The sequence below is a fragment of the Rhizobium brockwellii genome (genome assembly GCF_000769405.2).
Lineage (GTDB): Bacteria > Pseudomonadota > Alphaproteobacteria > Rhizobiales > Rhizobiaceae > Rhizobium > Rhizobium brockwellii.
On record NZ_CP053439.1, the window covers coordinates 3,804,172 to 3,823,379 of the forward strand.

The 19,208-nt window shown below is 61.5% G+C and carries 19 protein-coding genes; 8 read left to right on the forward strand and 11 right to left on the reverse strand.

Features of this window, described 5'->3' with window-relative positions:
- Positions 1-23 precede the first annotated feature (23 nt).
- From RLCC275e_RS18735 to odc2, 3 genes are all read right to left on the reverse strand, one after another.
- Positions 24-1,052 carry a serine hydrolase domain-containing protein gene (locus RLCC275e_RS18735; RefSeq protein WP_033179630.1) on the reverse strand — a complete coding sequence of 343 codons (1,029 nt, stop codon included), beginning with the start codon at positions 1,050-1,052 and terminating at the stop codon, positions 24-26.
- A 252-nt stretch (positions 1,053-1,304) separates the two neighbouring features.
- The gene (locus RLCC275e_RS18740; protein WP_033179628.1) at positions 1,305-1,895 is read right to left on the reverse strand and encodes a GNAT family N-acetyltransferase; all 591 of its coding nucleotides are present in this window, start codon (positions 1,893-1,895) and stop codon (positions 1,305-1,307) included.
- 94 nt (positions 1,896-1,989) lie between these two features.
- Positions 1,990-3,123 (reverse strand): ornithine/lysine decarboxylase, encoded by a 1,134-nt coding sequence (gene odc2, locus RLCC275e_RS18745; RefSeq protein WP_003542992.1) that lies wholly within the window; start codon positions 3,121-3,123, stop codon positions 1,990-1,992.
- A gap of 528 nt (positions 3,124-3,651) precedes the next feature.
- Here odc2 and RLCC275e_RS18750 point away from each other — a divergent pair.
- The 3 genes from RLCC275e_RS18750 to RLCC275e_RS18760 all read left to right on the forward strand — a co-directional run bounded on the left by RLCC275e_RS18750 (position 3,652) and on the right by RLCC275e_RS18760 (position 6,395).
- On the forward strand, positions 3,652-4,545 hold the full coding sequence (locus RLCC275e_RS18750; protein WP_003542994.1) for a LysR family transcriptional regulator: 894 nt from the start codon (positions 3,652-3,654) through the stop codon (positions 4,543-4,545).
- A 138-nt stretch (positions 4,546-4,683) separates the two neighbouring features.
- Positions 4,684-5,325, forward strand: coding sequence for a DUF1007 family protein (locus RLCC275e_RS18755; protein WP_018072743.1), 642 nt, complete (start codon positions 4,684-4,686; stop codon positions 5,323-5,325).
- The gene (locus RLCC275e_RS18760; protein WP_033179627.1) at positions 5,319-6,395 is read left to right on the forward strand and encodes a nickel/cobalt transporter; all 1,077 of its coding nucleotides are present in this window, start codon (positions 5,319-5,321) and stop codon (positions 6,393-6,395) included. Before RLCC275e_RS18755 ends, RLCC275e_RS18760 begins: the two co-directional genes overlap by 7 nt.
- A 2-nt stretch (positions 6,396-6,397) precedes the next feature.
- Here RLCC275e_RS18760 and RLCC275e_RS18765 read toward each other — a convergent pair whose 3' ends face one another.
- The 4 genes from RLCC275e_RS18765 to RLCC275e_RS18780 all read right to left on the reverse strand — a co-directional run bounded on the left by RLCC275e_RS18765 (position 6,398) and on the right by RLCC275e_RS18780 (position 8,918).
- The gene (locus RLCC275e_RS18765) at positions 6,398-6,604 is read right to left on the reverse strand and encodes a hypothetical protein (RefSeq protein ID WP_017962148.1); all 207 of its coding nucleotides are present in this window, start codon (positions 6,602-6,604) and stop codon (positions 6,398-6,400) included.
- A complete protein-coding gene (locus RLCC275e_RS18770; protein WP_033179626.1) occupies positions 6,601-7,296 on the reverse strand; it encodes a GNAT family N-acetyltransferase in 696 nt (231 codons plus the stop codon). Before RLCC275e_RS18770 ends, RLCC275e_RS18765 begins: the two co-directional genes overlap by 4 nt.
- A gap of 146 nt (positions 7,297-7,442) precedes the next feature.
- Positions 7,443-8,162: a tellurite resistance TerB family protein gene (locus tag RLCC275e_RS18775; RefSeq protein WP_033179625.1), complete on the reverse strand. Its 720-nt coding sequence runs from the start codon at positions 8,160-8,162 to the stop codon at positions 7,443-7,445.
- A 117-nt stretch (positions 8,163-8,279) separates the two neighbouring features.
- Positions 8,280-8,918, reverse strand: coding sequence for a 2-dehydro-3-deoxy-phosphogluconate aldolase (locus RLCC275e_RS18780; protein WP_018072738.1), 639 nt, complete (start codon positions 8,916-8,918; stop codon positions 8,280-8,282).
- A 154-nt stretch (positions 8,919-9,072) separates the two neighbouring features.
- Here RLCC275e_RS18780 and RLCC275e_RS18785 point away from each other — a divergent pair, with 154 nt between their 5' ends.
- The 4 genes from RLCC275e_RS18785 to trhO all read left to right on the forward strand — a co-directional run bounded on the left by RLCC275e_RS18785 (position 9,073) and on the right by trhO (position 12,094).
- Positions 9,073-9,561, forward strand: a complete 489-nt coding sequence (locus tag RLCC275e_RS18785) for a CYTH domain-containing protein (RefSeq protein ID WP_033179624.1) — start codon at positions 9,073-9,075, stop codon at positions 9,559-9,561.
- Positions 9,539-10,444: a CHAD domain-containing protein gene (locus RLCC275e_RS18790; protein ID WP_003552911.1), complete on the forward strand. Its 906-nt coding sequence runs from the start codon at positions 9,539-9,541 to the stop codon at positions 10,442-10,444. The genes RLCC275e_RS18785 and RLCC275e_RS18790 overlap by 23 nt, the downstream gene beginning before the upstream one ends.
- 172 nt (positions 10,445-10,616) lie before the next feature.
- The gene (locus RLCC275e_RS18795) at positions 10,617-11,093 is read left to right on the forward strand and encodes a VOC family protein (RefSeq protein WP_033180612.1); all 477 of its coding nucleotides are present in this window, start codon (positions 10,617-10,619) and stop codon (positions 11,091-11,093) included.
- Positions 11,094-11,164: 71 nt separating this feature from the next.
- On the forward strand, positions 11,165-12,094 hold the full coding sequence (trhO, locus tag RLCC275e_RS18800; RefSeq protein WP_033179623.1) for an oxygen-dependent tRNA uridine(34) hydroxylase TrhO: 930 nt from the start codon (positions 11,165-11,167) through the stop codon (positions 12,092-12,094).
- A gap of 50 nt (positions 12,095-12,144) precedes the next feature.
- Here the strand turns inward: trhO and RLCC275e_RS18805 are convergent, their stop codons facing one another.
- Both RLCC275e_RS18805 and RLCC275e_RS18810 read right to left on the reverse strand, forming a co-directional pair.
- A complete protein-coding gene (locus tag RLCC275e_RS18805; protein WP_033179622.1) occupies positions 12,145-14,355 on the reverse strand; it encodes a bifunctional diguanylate cyclase/phosphodiesterase in 2,211 nt (736 codons plus the stop codon).
- 225 nt (positions 14,356-14,580) lie between these two features.
- The gene (locus tag RLCC275e_RS18810; protein WP_033179621.1) at positions 14,581-15,954 is read right to left on the reverse strand and encodes a GH1 family beta-glucosidase; all 1,374 of its coding nucleotides are present in this window, start codon (positions 15,952-15,954) and stop codon (positions 14,581-14,583) included.
- Positions 15,955-16,169: 215 nt separating this feature from the next.
- On the opposite strand from RLCC275e_RS18810, the gene RLCC275e_RS18815 reads away from it, so the two are divergent.
- Complete coding sequence (locus RLCC275e_RS18815) at positions 16,170-16,574, forward strand: DoxX family protein (protein WP_033179620.1); 405 nt, start codon at positions 16,170-16,172, stop codon at positions 16,572-16,574.
- 93 nt (positions 16,575-16,667) lie between these two features.
- On the opposite strand, the gene RLCC275e_RS18820 is transcribed toward RLCC275e_RS18815, so the two are convergent.
- Positions 16,668-17,855 (reverse strand): Gfo/Idh/MocA family protein, encoded by a 1,188-nt coding sequence (locus RLCC275e_RS18820; RefSeq protein WP_003552932.1) that lies wholly within the window; start codon positions 17,853-17,855, stop codon positions 16,668-16,670.
- Positions 17,856-18,051: 196 nt separating this feature from the next.
- Positions 18,052-19,104, reverse strand: coding sequence for a sugar phosphate isomerase/epimerase family protein (locus RLCC275e_RS18825; RefSeq protein WP_020051689.1), 1,053 nt, complete (start codon positions 19,102-19,104; stop codon positions 18,052-18,054).
- Between the last annotated feature and the right edge of the window lie 104 nt (positions 19,105-19,208).

A 19,208-nucleotide genomic window follows, 5' to 3' on the forward strand; every position in this document is an offset into this window, starting at 1 on the left:
TGCAAAGACGCGCGGCGCTGTTTTCAGGCGGCCCGTACCGCTCCGATGATGTCCGCCAACAGACCGTGCAGCAAGTCCCTGTAGCCGTTTCGGGCAGACGGACCGCTCTCTTCCGAGGTCATAACGACGGTGAGATCGAGCGACGGCACGATATAAAGCATCTGCCCGCCATACCCCCAGGCGAAATGCACCTGCTCGCCGCCGATCTGCCGCGTGAACCAGGCATAGCCATATTCATCGCCCGAGAAGCGCGAGTTGGTGCGCTGCTGCCACGACTGGGAGATCCAGTCGGCAGGGACGATCTGGCGGCCGTCGGCGGTCTTGCCGCCGTTGCGGTAGAGTTCGCCGAAGGCAAGCAGGGAGCGGGCGCTCATCGCCATCTGATTGCCGCCGAGATAGATGCCCTGCGGATCGCGCTCCCATGCACCGATGCGAAAACCGTCGACCGGACCCAACCATTCGCGCGCCAACACCAGCGTCGGCCGCCGGCCGACCTTGGTGAGAATGGCCGACAGCAGATGCGTGGATGCGGTGGAATAAAGCATCTCGCCACCGGGCTGATCGACGAAAGGCTGCGACAGCGCAAAGCGCACCCAGTTGCGCGAGGAGACCCAGCGGCCGTAGTTCGCCCCCGACATGCGATCGAGCCCAGCCTGCATGGAGAGAAGATTGCCGATGGTAATGTCGTTGATGCGCGGGTCGGGCGTTACAGGGAGATCGGCCTTGAGGATCGGTGCGATCTTCTGATCCGGCCCCTCAAGCAGGCCTTTGTCGATGGCGATACCGACTAGCGCCGAAATGATCGACTTCGAAGCGGATTTAATATTGGTCGATTCCGAGGGCGAATGACCACGAAACCCACGTTCGCTGAGCACGCGCCCATCGCGAGCGACGATCACCGTCTTCAAAGGCCGCATCGCCGGATCGCTCGCCGCGCGATCGAGACGCGGACCAAGCCCGCCAACGGCGGAAGCCGTGCTCTGGGCAGCAGCCGGCCCCGTTGCGGCAAGCGGCAGGCAGAGGAGAAGCAGAAGGGGGAGAATGCGGATCATGTGGCGCAAGATAGGATATCGCAGCGATATGTTCGCATGCCGGCGCCACTTTTCACGCGATTGTGTTTCCGCGTGCGCCGGCGCCTTCTCGAAACTTGATGCTAGAAAGATAATCCGCGCCGCAACCACACCAAGCCCGCCTGCCTGGGTGGTCAAACGGCGCGGATATTACCAGCCGGGGGAAAAGTTCCCAACCTGGCCGGCCGGTCGGCGCAGCCTTACAAGCGCCGCGCGTCTTTTCGAATCGATGCGCTAGGCTGTGCGGCGAACCGGGGCACCGGCCAGCATGCGTCCCGAGGCGACGATCATGCCGGCCGCGCCGTCAAGCCAGCCTTCCGTGAGCTCGAGCGCCAGAAAGCGCGAGCGTTCAAACGGACCCGGCATGACAAGATGGCGGGCCTTTTCGGCAAAGAAGCCGAAGCGCTCGTAATAGGCAGCATCGCCGACGAGCAGGACGGCGCCATGCCCGCGCTTCTTCGCTTCGAGGATCGCCGCGCGCATCAGCGCCGAGCCGATGCCCTTGCCGCCGTGATGCGGCGCAATGGCGAGCGGTCCAAGCAGCAGCGTATTGATCGGCGTGCCTTCGTCATTGACGCCGGCCTCGATGTTCCAAAGCCGCACCGTGCCGATGACATGGCCGTCGCGATCGCGCGCGACGAGCGCAAGGCCCTCGGCCGGAACGCGGTTGCGGCGGATCTTCTCCGACGACTTCTTGCGGCGATCCGGGCCCATGACGCGGTCGAGCAGGTTTTCACGCGCAACGACATCCGAAGGATTCTCGGCGTCGATGGCGAAAGTGGTAGGCGCAAAGAATGCGCGGACAGAATCAAGAACAGCGGCCATCTTGGCCTCCCGTACCCAATACCGTTATCAGCGGCGATGAAGGAAAATTGTGAAGTTGCCGCCCCGGCTGGTTACGGGGCCGGCGGAAACGACCTTAGATGACGTAGGCCTTCAACGGGTCGAAACCGTTGAAAGCGACCGCCGAATAGGTCGTCGTATAGGCGCCGGTGCCTTCGATCAGGACCTCGTCGCCGATCGAAAGGGAGATCGGCAACGGATAGAGGTTCTTCTCGTAGAGCACATCGGCCGAATCGCAGGTCGGACCGGCAATAACGCAGGGCTCCATCTCGTCGCCGTCGTGTTCCGTGCGGATCGGATAACGGATGGCTTCGTCCATCGTCTCGGCGAGACCGCCGAACTTGCCGATGTCGAGGAAGACCCAGCGGGCATCGTCATTGTCCGACTTCTTCGAAATCAGCACGACTTCCGCCTTGATGACACCGGCATTGCCGACCATGCCGCGGCCCGGTTCGATGATCGTCTGCGGGATCTGGTTACCGAAATGCGTGCGCAGCGCCTGGTAGATCGACTTGCCGTAAGCTTCTGCGGACGGAACGTCACGCAGGTACTTGGTAGGGAAGCCGCCGCCCATGTTGACCATCTGCAGGTGGATGCCCTGCTTGGCAAGCGATACGAAGACGCGCTTGGCATCGGCGAGTGCCGAATCCCAGGCATCGACCTTGGTCATCTGCGAACCGACATGGAACGAGACGCCATAGGACTGCAGGCCAAGCTGATGGGCGTAGACGAGAACGTCGACAGCCATCTGCGGAACGCAGCCGAACTTGCGCGACAGCGGCCATTCAGCGCCTTCGCCATCCGTGAGCACGCGGCAGAAGACACGGGCGCCGGGAGCGGCGCGCGAGATCTTCTCGACTTCCTCGTGGCTGTCGACGGCAAAGAGGCTGACGCCGAGCGCATGCGCGCGAGCAACGTCACGTTCCTTCTTGATCGTGTTGCCGTAGGAGATGCGGGCGGCGGTTGCACCGGCTTCGAGCGCCATTTCGATTTCGGCAACGGATGCGCAATCGAAATTGGAGCCGAGGCCTGCAAGCAGCTTCAGCACTTCGGGAGCAGGATTGGCCTTGACGGCGTAATAGATGGCGCTGTCCGGCATGGCGTGGCGGAAGGCGTGAAAATTATCGCGAACGACGTCGAGGTCAACCACGAGGCAGGGACCGTCGGGACGTCGGGTTGCGAGAAAGTCGCGGATGCGCTGGGTGGTCATATCGATTCCCTCTTCCAATTCCAGAGCTCCGGTTTCAACCGGAGGACAAAGGGCATACGATAGCTCGCATTGGAACCAGCCGGTGGAGACCCCGGAACCATAGCAAGCGCTCGATGCGCAGATAGTGAACCAACGCCGCGATGCGGTGTAAGTTCGGCTTTGTCTGCCATGGATTGGAGGGAGAATCCCAACCGCACTTCCGGCAATGATGGTGTGCCTCTTCAGTAACCCCCGCTGATGGAAAGCAGGGAGAGAACAAAAAGGCCCGCACCGTCGTTGCTTCAGGCGTCCTCGCATTTTCCGGTTGGCCGGAATAGCGACTGGAGGGGTTAATTCCAGGTACCTTACCGATTTCCTCACCAATTCGAGGGTTCGGCGGACACCCATGGGCACGTGCGACTTTGGGCTGAGTGGGAAATAAGAATATTCGCCTTCATAATCAAGCGATTTTTTGATCTCGGGGCTAAAAAAATTATTGAACAAGACGAGCCAATTTGTTCAACATTCCGAAACAGCCTGAGGGGTGCCATGGATACCTTGACCCGCATACGCGCCTTCATCGATGTCGTCGAGGCCGAAGGCTTCTCCGCCGCGGCACGGCGCACGGGCCGTTCGAAAGCGCTGCTCTCCAAATATGTGCGCGAACTGGAAGATGAGCTCGGCGCCCTGCTGCTCAACCGCACCACCCGGCAGTTCTCCATGACCGAAGCCGGCCACACCTATTACCGCACCGCCTCCGATATCTTAAAGGAGATCGACAACCTCGCCGATCTCGTGCGCGAGAACAATGCACAGCTCAAAGGACGACTGCGCATTTCCGTGCCGCGCACCTTCGTCGATGCAGATGTCGGCCAGTCGCTGATCGATTTCGCCAAGGAGAACCCCGACCTTTCGCTGGAGATCGCTGCCGATGACCGGTTCGTCGATCTGATAGAGGAAGGCTTCGACGTGGCGATCCGCATCACCAAGCTCGAAGATTCCGGCATGATCGCCCGCAAGATATCGGATTTCCGCATCCATATCTGCGCCACCCCTGAATTTCTTGAGCGTTATCCCGATCTCGATCACCCGACGGCCCTTTCCAGCGTCCCCTTCATCGTTGATACCAATGCGCGCACCCAGGCGAGCATCCGCTTCCACAATCCTGACAACACCTCGTTCGCCGTCGCCGTTTCCGGACCGATAGAAGTCAACAGCCCGCATGCGACACTACGCGCGGCGCTTGCCGGCATCGGCGTAGCCTTCATCCCGGATTTCATCGCCCGCAAGCCGATCGAGAGCGGCGAACTGGTGACCCTGTTCAACGATTACACCCCGACCGACCGCGGCATCTATGCCGTCTACCCGCACCGGCGCTACCTGCCGGCCAAGGTGAGGATCTTCGTCGATTACCTGCACAACTGGTTCAAGAAGCATCCTTAGGGCAGCGCTCTTGCGAAGCGATGCGACATTCCGCCCCGCTTCAACGTGTGGCCCCACGGATCCGATACGGAGTCCGGTCCCAATTCCGTCCCAATTTCTGGCAAGAAGTCTGGGGCAGCGAACAGGGCAGCGGGATAGATGAGACATTCAACGATACTGATCGCCGCGCTCCTTTCGCTGGCGCCGGCCGCCGCCTTTGCCCATCCGCACATCTTCGTGGAGGCGCGTCTCGAAGTCGTGGCCGGCAAGGACGGCAATGTCGAGGAACTGCGCAATGTCTGGCGCTTCGACGAGGTCTTTTCGTCCTCTGTGGTCATGGATTTCGACAAGAACACCGACCTGAAGCTGGAGCCGAACGAGCTGACCGACGTCGGCAACACGGTCAAGAAGTCGCTTGCCGATTACGACTACTACATGAACCTGACGATCAACGGGAAGAACATCACCGTCCAGAAGCCCGACATCATCCATGTCGACTACAAGGATGGCCAGCTGCTGATGTTCTTCGCGGTGAAGCCGGTGGAGAAGATGCCGCTGAAGGGCAGGCTCACCTTCGGCGTCTACGACCCGACGCTCTATACCTCGATCGATTTTCCCACAGACAACGAGCTGGCAATCGTCGGCGACGGCTTCAAGGCCTGCAAACATCAGGTGGTGCGGCCGGATGCCGACGAGGTAATCTCGCAAAACAAACAGTCGCTGACGGACGCCTTCTTCAACGATCCCACCGGCACCAACATGTCCAAACTCTTCGCCACCCGGCTGGAGGTCACATGCTGACGAAACGCCTGTCCCTCATCCTTTCCGCCGCCGTCTTCGCACTGGTGACGGCGGCAAGCCTCGCCCATGCGCAATCGCCACTCGGCATCGGCACGGCGGAGCCGAGCTTCCAGCCGACAGGCGGGCCGCTCGCACCGCTCTTGCTCTATGTGAACTATGAGCAGCAGGCCTTCTATCGGGCGCTGACCGGCGCCTTGAAGGCGATGCGCCAAGACCCCTGGCAGCTGGCATCGCTGATCGGCCTCTCCTTCGCCTATGGCGTCTTCCATGCCGCCGGCCCGGGCCACGGCAAGGCGGTCATCTCTTCCTACATGATCGCCAACGAGGTCGAGCTGAAGCGCGGCGTGGTGATTTCCTTCATTTCGGCCTTCGTCCAGGGCGTGATGGCGGTGGCGTTGGTCGGCGGCGCCTGGCTGGTGCTGCGCGGCACCGGCATCACGCTGACGGCAGCGACCCACGCGATGGAGATCGCAAGCTTCATCATGGTCATCCTCTTCGGCGGCTGGCTGCTGTTTCGCAAACTGCGCTCGCTGGTGGGCAACATGCCGCGCCGCCGGCTGATGGCGACGCCTGCCGGTCCGGTCAGCATGATGCTCGACTGGAAGGACAATGCCGCCGAACGCCAGGCCTATACCTTCAACGGCAAGGCGCAGCCTGTCGAAGCCGGCCACACCTTCGTTCCCGGCATGCTCTGCGAGACCTGCGGCAATGCCCATGTGCCCGATCCAGCCCTGCTCGGCGGCGACAAGTTCAGCGCCAGCGAGGCCTGGTCGGCGATCGTTGCCGTCGGTCTGCGCCCCTGCTCCGGCGCATTGCTGGTCATGACCTTCTCACTGCTGAACGGGCTCTATCTCGGCGGCGTGCTTTCGGTCGCTGCCATGTCGCTCGGCACGGCGATCACCGTTTCCCTGCTTGCCACACTTGCGGTCACCGCCAAGAGTGCGGCCGTCCGCCTCTCCGGACGCGGCTCGACCGCCTCGATCTGGGTCGGCAATGCCATCGAAATCCTCGGCGCTGTGCTCGTCATGCTGATGGGCGCCCTGCTGCTCGGAGCCTCGCTGCAGGGATAAAATTACTTTCCCCGGCTGCGCTGGTAACGCGCCCGCAGCCAGAAAACTGCAAAAAACGCCATGATCAGACAGACGCCGACGACGATCGCCAGCGTCGGCGAGAAATTGCCGATCCACAGCACGATGGTCGGCAGGAAATAGATGACGAGAGCGGCGCTAAGCAGGATGATGCCGGCGGCTGTCGCCTGCGAGCGGCTTTCCGGGCTCATACCAGCCTTTCCTTTTCAAGATCGGCGCGGATGTCCTGCAGGCGACGGATCTGGTTGCCCTTGGCATCGAAATTCCCAGGCGAAAGCCAGGCTTCGAAGGCATCGTTGATCATCGGCCATTCGGCATCGATCATCGAGAACCAGGCAGTATCGCGGTTGCGACGCTTGGAAATCATGTGTTGGCGGAAGACGCCTTCGAAGCTGAAGCCGTAACGGTCAGCCGTCGTTTTGCTCGCCTCGTTGTTATTGTCGCATTTCCATTCGTAGCGGCGGTAGCCGAGATCCTCGAAGACGTGTTTGGCCATCAGGTAATGCGCCTCGGTCGAAAGCGGCGACCGCTTCATTTCAGGCCCGTGCGCCACACCGCCGATCTCGACGACGCCGTTTGCCGGGTCGGCGCGCATGTAATTCGCCATTCCCAGAATCTTGCCGGTGGCGTTGTCGCGGAAGATATGGGTGAGCCAGCCGGACTTGGTGTAGACGGTTTCCAGCCACTTGGCGAAATCGTCGATACCGGAGAAATCGTCCTGGGCGAAATAGAGAAGCAGTGGATTGATGCCCATGCCGCCGAGCCCGTCCCACAGCGCCTCGAGATGTTCGGCGCGCCGATACGGCTCTACGGTAACGAAACGGCCCTTCAGCGTGACCGGCTTCGGCGCCGGGCAGCCCTTAAAATTTGCAAGATCGCGCATGGTCACTCCCCTTTTCGGAAGAGTGGATAGGCCAGCCGCCCGACAAAGGCAACCGGCCTAAAGCGCGTCGCGCTTTAGGCCCCTATTTCCAACGCATGTCGTTGTCGCAAAACCGCTGCACACTTTTGCGCAACATGCTTTAGATGTCACTGTGACAAGGTCACCTTGGCGGAGGACACCGTTGCCTCGATATGGTCTACCAGCTGGTCGGCAAGGCCGAGGCGGCCGGCAAGCAGATCGAGATAACCGCGCTCGGCACGCGAATCCGGGTCGATGGTGAGCCGCGAAGCGGTGTAAAGCTCGACGCGCTGTTCTTCCGTCGTCGCGGCGGCAACGAGCGCATCGATATCCGTCGGCGAAGCGAGTTCATGCTCGATGAAGGCCGCAGCCTCGCCGCTGACGTCGGCGGCCTTGACCTTGTCCATGATGAGGGCGCGTTCGGCATCGTCGATATGGCCGTCGGCCTTGGCGGCGGCGATCATCGCGCGGATCAGCACCAGCACAAATTCATTGCTGCCGGCAGGCGATGTCGGCCCGAAACCGGATTCGACGGGCGGCGGCAGGAGCACCGGATTATTGGCGGACGGTGCATCCGAAGGGGCAGCGGGCGCCTGCCCGGCCTGGTAATTCTTGTAGGCCTGGTAGCCGAGGCCGGCAATCGCGGCAAGACCGCCGATCGCCAGCGCATTGCCGGCAATACTGCGGCCGGTCTTGGTGCCGAGCAGCGCCGCGGCAATCGCGCCGGTCTTCATCGGATTATTCCTGGCCGTCTGCACGGCATCGCCCGCCCTGTCGCGGACCGAACCGCCAAGACCCGGCACCTGCGAACCCAAGAACTGGTCGAGAAGCTTCTTCGCGTCGAACATTCCTCGTCATCTCCCTTTTTGAGGTTGGAGCAGAACATAGGTTTGCGACGGCCGAAATACAAACACGGAGAGTTCGACTGCGGGTGCAGCACGCACCCGCCCGCCCGAATACGAACGTCAGGCCTTCAACGCGGCAGCCTCTGCCGCGAGCTTGGTAATGCCAGCCCAGTCGCCGGCCGCGACCAGTTCCTTCGGCGCCACCCACGAACCGCCGACGCAGATGACGTTCGGCAGCGAGAGATAATCATTGGCGTTCTTCAGCGAAATACCGCCGGTCGGGCAGAACAACGTGCCGGCAAGCGGCGAGGACAGCGCCTTGAGATAGGCGGCGCCGCCGGCCTGCTCCGCCGGGAAGAATTTCAGCACCTGGTAGCCTTCTTCGCGCAGCGCCATGACTTCGCTGGCGGTCGCAGCCCCCGGAAGCAACGGCACGTCGGAATCGGCGGCGGCATCGAGCAGTTCCTGCGTCGTGCCCGGGCTGACGATGAACTTTGACCCGGCCGCGACGGCGGCTTCCCAATGGGCGACATTGAGGATCGTGCCGGCGCCGACTTCGGCGCCCTCGACCTCGGCTGCGACGGCGCGCACGGCCTCGAGGGCTGCCGGCGTGCGCATGGTGATCTCGATCGCCTTCAACCCGCCCGCGACGAGCGCCCGGGCCAGCGGTACCGCCGACTTGGCATCGTCGACGATCAAAACCGGAACGACCGGCTGGAGCTTCAGGATGGAAAGGAGCTTCTCTGTTTTCTCGCCCATGGTCGTGCGACTTCCTTGAAACGATTGAATTCGGATCCCGAATAACGCCCCCACGGAACCTTGTCGAGATAAAACCAGACCGCAGGACAAGATGGGTATGAAATGCGTGGAAATTGGTCTACCGTGCCGCAATCGTCACAAAAGGTTCACCGGTATGGCGAAAGAGATCGAGCGGAAGTTTCTTGTACGCGGCGATGGATGGCGTTCCGCTGTCGAGACGAAGTCTGTCTTCCGGCAGGGCTACATCGCCTCGATGGACGACCGTTCCGTCCGGGTGCGCATCCTCGACGGCAGGAAAGCGAAACTGACGATCAAGATCGGCCGCAGCACTATCACCCGTGACGAATTCGAATACGACATCCCGATCGCCGATGCCGAAGAGCTGTTGCAGAATGCGATCGGCGTCGTCATCGAGAAGACCCGTCACCGTGTTCCCTATGAGGGCTTCGTCTGGGAAGTCGACGTCTTTGCCGGCGAGCACCGCGGACTGGTGATCGCCGAGGTGGAGATGACGGCGGAGACCGACAATCCCGCCCTGCCCGCCTGGCTCGGACGCGAGGTGACCGGCGATTTCCGCTATTCCAACCAGGCCCTCGCCACAGAATACGAGCATGACCGGCATGGGCTATCGCATACGGCCTGAGGCCGATTTCACCGAGGAATTCCGCAGCGTCGCCAAGAAACAGCTCCTCCATGCAGTGACTGTTCTCGAAGAGCAGCCGGACGGGGTGGACGAGGCGATCCATTCCTTCCGCAAGAACCTGAAGCGGTTGCGCTCGCTCTACCGGCTCGTCGCCCGCGAGGTACCGGATTTCCAGAAACGTGAAAATGCAAGGCTGCGCGAAACCGCGCGATCGCTATCGGCAATCCGCGATGCGGCAGCACTCATCGGCACCGTGGAATATCTACGGCGCACCGCCCGCAGCCCCGACGAGAACGAAGCTCTCGGCCGCATCATCACAATCCTGGAAGGACGTCGCGACTGGATGGCAGAGGCCGAACGCGGGCTGGAACAGCGGCTGATGGAAGTCGCCGGTACGCTGAAGGAAGCGATCACCTCGCTCGACACGATCTCTTTCGACCACAGTCACCGCAAGAATGCCCGCATGCTGGCGAAAAGCTGGCGCCGCACGAGCCTGAAAGCAAAGGCAGCGCTGACGGCCTGCCATGACGAGGGCACGGCCGAGGATTTTCACGATCTGCGCAAGCGCACCTATGATTACCGGCTCTACCACGCCCTTTTGCGTGACATCTGGCCGGGCGCCATGAAGGCCAAGCGTGATGCGGCCAAGACGCTCGTCGAGGATCTCGGCCATATCCATGATCTCGTCGTGCTCTCCGAACTCGTCGAAGCCGAACCGCAGCTCTTCAACCGCAACGACGACCTGACGCATCTGCTCGACGCCATCATCTTCCGCCAGCAGCAAGACCGGCGGGAAGCCCTGCTGAAAGCCGAAATCGTCTTTTCCGATCATCCGGATGAGGAAGCGCAGCGCATCGAGCTGCTCTGGGCGGCCGTGACGTAAGAGACCGGGTATCGGTTCCGACGGCGCATTCTCCGAAATCTCGAAAAATCCCCGCCTGACAAGCTACGCCGCCACTCAATGACCGCCTGAAAAAAAGCTGTTGACCTCAACTATTGTTGAGGTTCTAGCCTCCCGCGATCGAAACATGCAGAGATCCGATCGCGAGGAAGACATGACCGCAGAAACAACACCGATGCCGAAGGTGCTCGGAATCTACGAGACCCATCTGACCGTTGCAGACCTCAAGACCTCCATCGATTTCTACCGCGATGTCGTTGGGCTCGAACCGGCAGCCTCATTCGAGGAGCGTAAAGTCGCTTTCCTCTGGGTGGACGATAGGAAGACCGGCATGCTCGGCCTTTGGGAAACCGGAACCGGGCCGCTGAAGATGCGGCTGCACATCGCCTTCCGCATGACCGCCGACGGCGTGCTGCAGGCGCCCGCCACTCTCAAGGCAAAGGGTGTGGAACCTCTCGGCTTTACCGGCGAACCGGCAACGGAGCCGGTGGTTCTCGGCTGGATGCCGGCGCTGTCGATCTATTTCAAGGATCCGGACGGGCACTCGATCGAGTTCATCAACATTCTCGACGACATCCCCGACCGGAGTTTCGGCGCGCGGCCGTTTTCCGCGTGGCAGGCGCGGGCGTAATCGGTCACCGGTCAAGGCGGCCGCTGGCGAAGGCAATTGCGCGGCCCGCTGATTTTCTGTATTTCCGGCCCATGACCGACAGCCTGACACACACTAGCCCGTTCCTCGTGGCCGCACTCTACCATTTCGTTTCCGTGCCGCGCTTTGCCAGCCTGCAAGCGCCGCTGCAGACGCTTTGCGAGGAGAACGGCGTCAAGGGAACGCTGCTTCTGGCGCATGAGGGCATCAATGGCACGATCGCGGGCCCGGATGCCGGCATTCACGCCGCCCTCGCCTTCCTGCGCGCCCAGCCGGAATTTTCGGGCCTCGAGCACAAGGAAAGCCGCGCCTCGAAAATGCCCTTCCTGCGCATGAAGGTGAAGCTGAAAAAGGAAATCGTCACCATGGGCGTCGAGGACATCGACCCCAACAAGGTGGTCGGCACCTATGTGGCGGCCAAGGACTGGAACGCGCTAATCTCCGATCCCGATACCATCGTCATCGACACCCGCAACGATTACGAGACGGCAATCGGCACCTTTCGCGGCGCGCTCGACCCGAAGACCAAGACTTTCCGTGAATTTCCCGATTGGGTGCGCAACAATCCCGGCCTGCGCAACAAGCCGAAGGTCGCCATGTACTGCACCGGCGGCATACGCTGCGAGAAGGCCACCGCTTTCATGAAGGCTGAGGGCTTCGATGAGGTCTATCATCTGAAGGGCGGCATCCTGAAATATCTGGAGGAAGTGCCGCAGGAGGAAAGCCTCTGGGATGGCGCCTGCTTCGTCTTCGACGAGCGCGTCTCCGTCGAACACGGTCTGAAGCAAGGCGAACACAGGCTGTGCCACGCCTGCCGCAACCCGATCACCGCCGAGGAAATCACTTCGCCGCTCTACGAGGAAGGCGTTTCCTGCAGCCACTGCTACCACTCGCGCACGGAGGAAGACCGGCTGCGCTACCGTCAGCGTCAGCACCAGATCGCTCTCGCCAAAAAGCGTGGCCAACGGCATATCGGCAGCTAAGCCGGACTTCTGATTGGATCAGCCTTGCTGTCTGAAGATCAGGCTACCGGTCAGACAGCGCCGATACGGCGCCGAGTTTCCGGCCCGGCTGCACGCCGCTCGTTCAGCATCTCGGTGATAAAGTCTGATATCACGGGCTTTCCGAACCAATAGCCCTGCAGGCAGTCGCAGCCGAAAAGGCGCATGGCTATCGCCTGCTCCTCGGTCTCGATGCCTTCGGCCGTCACCGGAATGTCGAGCGAGCGGGCGAGCGCTACCGTCGCCTGCAGCATCTCGCGCTGGCGTTTGTCGTTGACACCCATGACCAGCGAGCGGTCGATCTTGATGCGGTCGAAGCCGAACTGCCTGAGATAACCGATCGAGGAGAAGCCGGAACCAAAATCGTCGAGCGCCACCTTGACCCCGAGCCCCTTCAGCCGTTCGATCGACTGGCGGGTGCGCTGCGGGTTCTGGATCATATAGCCTTCGGTGATCTCGAGCGTGATGCGACCGGCCTCGATCTCCGTCTGCTTCAACACGTAGCGCACATAGTCGGTAAAGGCGGGATTGCGGAACTGGCCGGGCGAGACGTTGACCGAAACGTTGAGTTCGGGCCATTGCTTGGCTGTCTCACAGGCCTTGCGCAGCACGAACAGGCCGAGCGATTCGATGAGGCCGCTGGTCTCGGCGATCGGGATGAACAGTTCGGGCGACACAGGGCCATGGCCTGGACGGTTCCAGCGCACCAGCGCCTCGACGCCGGTCATCGCATGCGTCGCCGCATCGATCAGTGGCTGGTAGGCAAGCGTCAGGTCGCCGCTTTCGATGGCGATCCGCAGATCGAGTTCCAGCGCATTGCGCTGCTCTCGATCGGCGTCCATCGACGGATCGTAGAGCGTCATGCGCGCGCGGCCGGCTTCCTTCGCCTTGTACATGGCAAGGTCGGAACGGCGCACCAGCTCCTCACGCCCGATCGCACCGAAAGGCGACATGGCGATACCGATGCTTGCCCCGACGACGACGACACGGCGACCGATCTCCAATGGCTCGACGAGAAAATCGAGAATCTGTTCGGCGAGCTGCAGGGCCGCGGCATTCTCGCTGTCGGAGAGAAAGGCGATCGCAAATTCATCGCCGCCGATGCGGGCGAGAACCGCACCTTGCGGAATGAGTACATCGAGCCCGGCCGCAACCGCCCGGATCAACTGGTCGCCGGTGCCGTGGCCATAGCTGTCATTGACTTCCTTGAAGCCATCGAGGTCGAGATAAAGAAGTAGCACATTGCGCTTGGTCTGGCGTGCCTCGACGACAAAACGATCGACGGCAAGCCCGAGGCCGTCGCGATTGGAAAGACCGCTCAGCCTGTCGCGCAGCGCCTCCTCGCGAGCGCTGTTTTCCTCCGCCTTCAGGCGGCGGCCGGCAAGCCAGCCGATGACCAGCAGCACAACGAAGAACAACCCGACGAGGCCGAGCGCCTGGATGACCATCGGCCGCACCTGTGCATAGCCGATATCGCCGGGTGAACGCGAGATCCACACGAGCTTGCCGAGCGTTGCCCCCGTCGGGTCGACGATCGGCACGAGATAGTCGGCCGCAAAGCTCGGCGGCGCCAGCCTCAGCCCGCCGATGACATAGGTCTGGCCGAGAGCGGTCACCCTGTCGTCATCGAGATGGCGGGCAAAAACGAGATAGCGCTGCTGGCCGGCGGGCACATCCAGCGAACCGGACTTTTTCCGCACCAATGCCACGCCGACGGCGGCAATGCCCCGCTTGGTGGTGACGAAACCGATCGCCTGAGGACGATCGGCCGGGCCGGCCGCCTTCACCGTGTCGAATAGGGTCCAGAGCGACGGCGCGAAGAAATCCGTGAGCGGCTCCTCCATCGGCTTGCCGTCGCGATAGGCCATGATTGCTTTCTTCTCGGCATCGATGACGATCGCCATGTCGAAAAGCGAGCTGTTGACCGACATCTCGCCGTAGTTGCTCACCGTCCAGGCCATACCGTCGGCTGCGTAGACGTTGACGGCAGCGTCATCCCAGGCGGCGTAGTCGTCGAGCGTCGCGCCGAGCTGATCCTCGAAGGTCTTCAACGCGCCGACCGTCGTTTCGCGCGAGCGCTCGTCATCGAGAACATTGGAATTTTCGGCCACGCGTTCGAGCGCCGTCAGCACCATGATGGTGACGACCGCGACGATGACTGCGAAGGAGAAAAGCACGCCGGTGACGGTGATGTGACGGCTTATTCCCGATCCTTTGCTCTGCGACTTTCCGGCTGTCTGCATTACGGCTCCCTGACCGTTGGACTTTGCCAGTCAAGGGTTCAAAAACGTTTAAGCAACCGCCTGTTGCAGGCCTCTCGCGATCTATTTTTCTGCCTGCCGCCGGTCGTCGCGAAAATGCTGGCAAGCAACGTCAGCTTGCCATGCCGGCCGGAAGTCCGCGCGCCCAGATGGCTCGCGATAAGCGTCAGACAGGTGCCTCTCTCAAGTGCCCGCGAGGCAGCTGCGCTAAACCGCCTTGTGATTGCCCTTCGGGAATTGCGCCGCGAGTTCGCGATACCACTTGCCGCTCTTCTTCACCGTGCGCAGTTGGGTTTCATAATCGACATGGACGAGACCGAAGCGCATACGGTAGCCTTCCGCCCATTCGAAATTGTCCATCAGGCTCCAGGCGAAATAGCCGCGCAGGGGATAGCCGTCCTTGATGAGGCCGGCAACGATTTCGAGGTGATCTCCGACATAGTCGAGGCGCATCGTATCGTCGACCTCACCGTCGATGACATCGGTGTTGTCGCAGGCGCCGTTCTCGGTGATGTAGCATTCCGGCAGTTCGTAGCGGCGGTAGAGATCCTCGATCGACAGCTTCAGGCCCGGCGCATAGATTTCCCAGCCGATATCGGTCTTGACGTCACTTGCCGGCGGCGCCTCCACCGTCCAGGGGAAATCGCCTTTGCGTTCGCCATCGTCGGTGACCCGCTCGGGCTTGTAATAGTTCAGGCCCCACCAGTCGAGTTTCTGGCTGATGAGCTTTAGGTCGCCATCTTCGATAACAGGCATGCGGTCGCCGAGCGCCTCGACGAATTCCTTCGGATATTCGCCCTTGAAGACGGGATCGAAGAAGGCGCCGTTGTGGAACTGATGCGCACGCTCGCCGGCGGCAAGATCGGCCGGGCTGTCGGAGCCGGGAATGATCGAGGCGGCGTTGAGCACAAGCCCGACCGGCACGTTGGGGGCTTCCGAGCGGATCGCCTCGATGCCGAGACCATGGGCAAGGTTCATGTAATGCATGGCGTGAAGCGCAGCCTGCATGTTGCGCTCGCCCGGAGCATGGATGCCGTAGAGGTGGCTGAGCCAGACGATGCACCAGGGTTCGTTGAAGGTCGCCACCCGGTCGAGGCGATCGCCAAGGCGGTTCATCACCGTCTTGGCATAGCGCTGAAACGCATAGGCGGTCGAGCGCGCCGTCCAGCCGCCCTCGCCGGCGAGCAACAGAGGCAGATCCCAGTGGTAGAGCGTCGCGAAGGTCTTGATGCCGCGCGCCTTGCAGCCGTCGACCAGCCGGTCGTAGAAATCGAGGCCGGCCTCGTTCACCGGACCCGTGCCTTCGGGGATAATGCGCGGCCAGGCAATCGAGAACCGGTAGGCTTCGACACCCATCTCCTTGATGAGATCGAGGTCCTGTTCCAGGCGATTGTAGTGATCGCAGGCAACGTCGCCGTTATCGCGATTATGGACGCGGCCAGGCATATTGCAGAAAGCATCCCAGATGGATGGCTTGCGGCCATCGGCCTTGCTGGCGCCTTCGATCTGGAAGGCAGCGGTGGCGACGCCGAAAGTGAAGTCGCCGGGCAAGCGCTCTGCCAGTTTTTTCGGATCGATCATCTGTAAATCCTATCTCTAGGTTGAGGCCGTTTGCCGGGATTTAGCCAAGCCTGAAGGCAAAGTACAGGTCGGCGGCGAGAAAAACTGCAACGTTGCAGGAAGCGCCTCCTTCTCCGCCCTCTCGCACTCATAACGGCAATGTCAGCAGTCGTGACTTGCTGTTGGGACCACGATCTTTACACGGGAAATGGCATCACAAATATGAAAGGAATCCAATGCTGTCTTCGATCCATCTGCTGCGGCCCCATCTGCTGAGCTTGCTGCGCATTGTCTCGTCGCTTGTGCTTTTCAGCTATGGAACGCAAAAGATTTTGCATTTTCCGATTGCGGCAAGCGTGCCGCCAGTTGGCTCGCTTTCCTGGGTTGCCGGATTTATCGAACTCACGCTCGGCTTCCTGGTTCTAGTGGGATTCCAGACCCGTATCGCAGCCTTCGTGCTCTCCGGCCTGATGGCCTTCGCCTATTTCATCGGGCATGCCTCGAAGGGCATCTACCCGGCCCAGAACGGCGGCGTCGCGGCGATCCTGTTCTGCTTCGTGTTTCTTTACCTGGTGGCGGCAGGTGCGGGACCGTTGAGCGTCGATAACCTTCTGAAGCGCGGCCGCACTGCTGCGGCCTGATCAGAAATAAAACAAAAAAAAGCCGAGGCGACTTCAGACGAGACCGCCTCGGCGTTTTTCATTGGGCGACGCCAATGACGCGGATCATTAAATTCAGAGCTTGACCCAGGCACCATTCTTCTTCGAAGACGCGACGCAGGCTTCGACGAAGGCCACACCCTTCACGCCGTCATCGACTGTGGGGTAGACCACTGCCTTGTCGACGGCCTTGCCCTTCTTGCGGGCGTTGATCGCATGCGCAGCTTCCGTATAGATCGTCGCAAAGGCTTCGAGATAGCCTTCCGGATGCCCTGATGGCACGCGGGTGACACGGCCGGCAGCCGCGCCTGAACCGGCGCCGCCGCGGGTGATCAGCCGCTTCGGCTCGCCGAAAGGCGTATACCACAAGTAGTTCGGGTCCTTCTGGGTCCATTCCAGTCCGCCCTTGGTGCCGTAGACGCGGACCATCAGGCCATTTTCATGGCCGGGCGCCACCTGGCTGCACCAGAGCATGCCCTTGGCCGGCTTCTCAGAGCCCTTCGCCTTGAACCGCAGCATGACATGCGCATTATCGTCCAGGCGGCGGCCCGGAACGAAACTGTCGAGATCGGCTGCGAGGCTGTCGAGCTCGAGACCGGTGATGAAGGCGGCGAGATTATAGGCATGCGTGCCGATATCGCCGGTCGAGCCTCCGACGCCGGACTGTGCCGGATCGGTGCGCCAGGCGGCCTGTTTCTGGCCGGTTTGCTCGACCGCTTCAGTCAGCCAGTCCTGCGGATATTCGGCCTGGACGACGCGGATGTCGCCGAGTTCGCCGTTCGCGATCATCTCGCGCGCCTGGCGGACCATCGGATAGCCGGTGTAATTATGCGTCAGCACGAAGAGCGCGCCGCTCTCGTCGGCGATCTTCTTCAGCTTCTTCGCATCGGCAAGGTTGGATGTCAGCGGCTTGTCGCAGATGACATGGATGCCGCGCTTGAGGAATTCCTTGGCCGCATCGTAGTGAACATGGTTCGGCGTGACGATCGCCACCGCCTCGATGCCGTTCTTCAGCTTCGCCTCGCGGATCGCCATCTCGCGATAGCTGGAATAGGTCCGCGACGGATCGAGGCCGAGGTCGCGGCCGGATGCGATCGCCTTTTCGGGCGAAGCCGACAGCGCGCCAGCGATGAGATCGTACTGATCGTCGATGCGTGCCGCGATACGGTGCACCGCGCCGATAAACGCGCCCGCGCCGCCGCCCACCATGCCGAGCCGAATGCGCGGCTCGCGTGTCTGTTCGGATGATGCTTCGATTGCCATTGATTCCTCCTGGAATTTAAACTTGGTGCGGACGCATGCCCTCATCCGGCTGCCGCCACCTTCTCCCCGCCAGCGGGGCGAACGGATATGCCGCTATGTGTACGGCAATCTCTGCGTTTGGTGTGGCAAGTCCCCTCTCCCCGTCAGAACGGGGAGAGGGTTAGGGTGAGGGGCAGCATCACGGCACCCCTATGCGTTAGAGCCCCAGCATCCGCCGGTTCGCCGCCTGGTCCGTGCCGCTGCCGGCAAAATCGTCGAAGGCTTTCTCGGTGACGCGGATGATATGCGCGGCGACGAATTCGGCGCCTTCGCGGGCGCCATCTTCCGGATGCTTCAGCGCGCATTCCCATTCGACCACGGCCCAGCCGTCGAAATTATTCGCCGTCATCTTCGAAAACACCGCGCCGAAATCGACCTGGCCGTCGCCGAGCGAACGGAACCGGCCGGCACGTTCGACCCAGCCCTGATAGCCGCCGTAGACGCCCTGGCGCCCGGTCGGATTGAACTCCGCATCTTTGACGTGGAACATCTTGATGCGGTCTTTGTAGATGTCGATGTTGTCGAGATAATCGAGGCACTGCAGGACATAGTGCGAGGGATCGTAGAGCATGTTGGCGCGCGGATGGTTCTTCACCCGCTCCAAGAACATCTCGAAGGTGATGCCGTCATGCAGGTCCTCGCCCGGGTGGATCTCGTAGCAGACGTCGATACCGTTTTCGTCCGCATGGTTGAGGATCGGCGTCCAGCGGCGGGCGAGTTCGTCGAAGGCAGTCTCGACCAGGCCGGCAGGACGCTGCGGCCAGGGATAGATGAAGGGCCAGGCAAGCGCGCCGGAGAAGGTCGCATGCGCCGTAAGCCCGAGGTTTTTGGATGCGGTCAGCGCCATCTTGACCTGCTCGACCGCCCATTCCTGACGCGCCTTCGGATTGCCGCGCACCTCCGGTGCCGCAAACCCGTCGAAGGCTTCGTCATAGGCCGGATGCACGGCGACGAGCTGGCCTTGCAGGTGAGTGGAGAGTTCGGTGATCTCGATGCCGTTTTCGCGAGCCTTGCCGGCGAACTCGTCGCAATAGGCCTTGGACGTGGCAGCCTTCTTCAGATCGATCAGCTGACTGGCCCAGGTCGGCACCTGGACGCCCTTGTAACCGATGTCGGCCGCCCATTTGGTGATCGCGTCCCACGAGTTGAAAGGAGCAGTATCGCCCGCGAACTGGCCAAGGAAAAGGCCGGGGCCTTTGATCGTTTTCATGTCAGATTCCTCCCTGAATATCGACCGTAAACGTTTCTGATATGTTGTAGCACGCTATTTGGCGGGAGCAAGGCGCCTCCTCGCCCTTGGCTCGTGATTTGGCG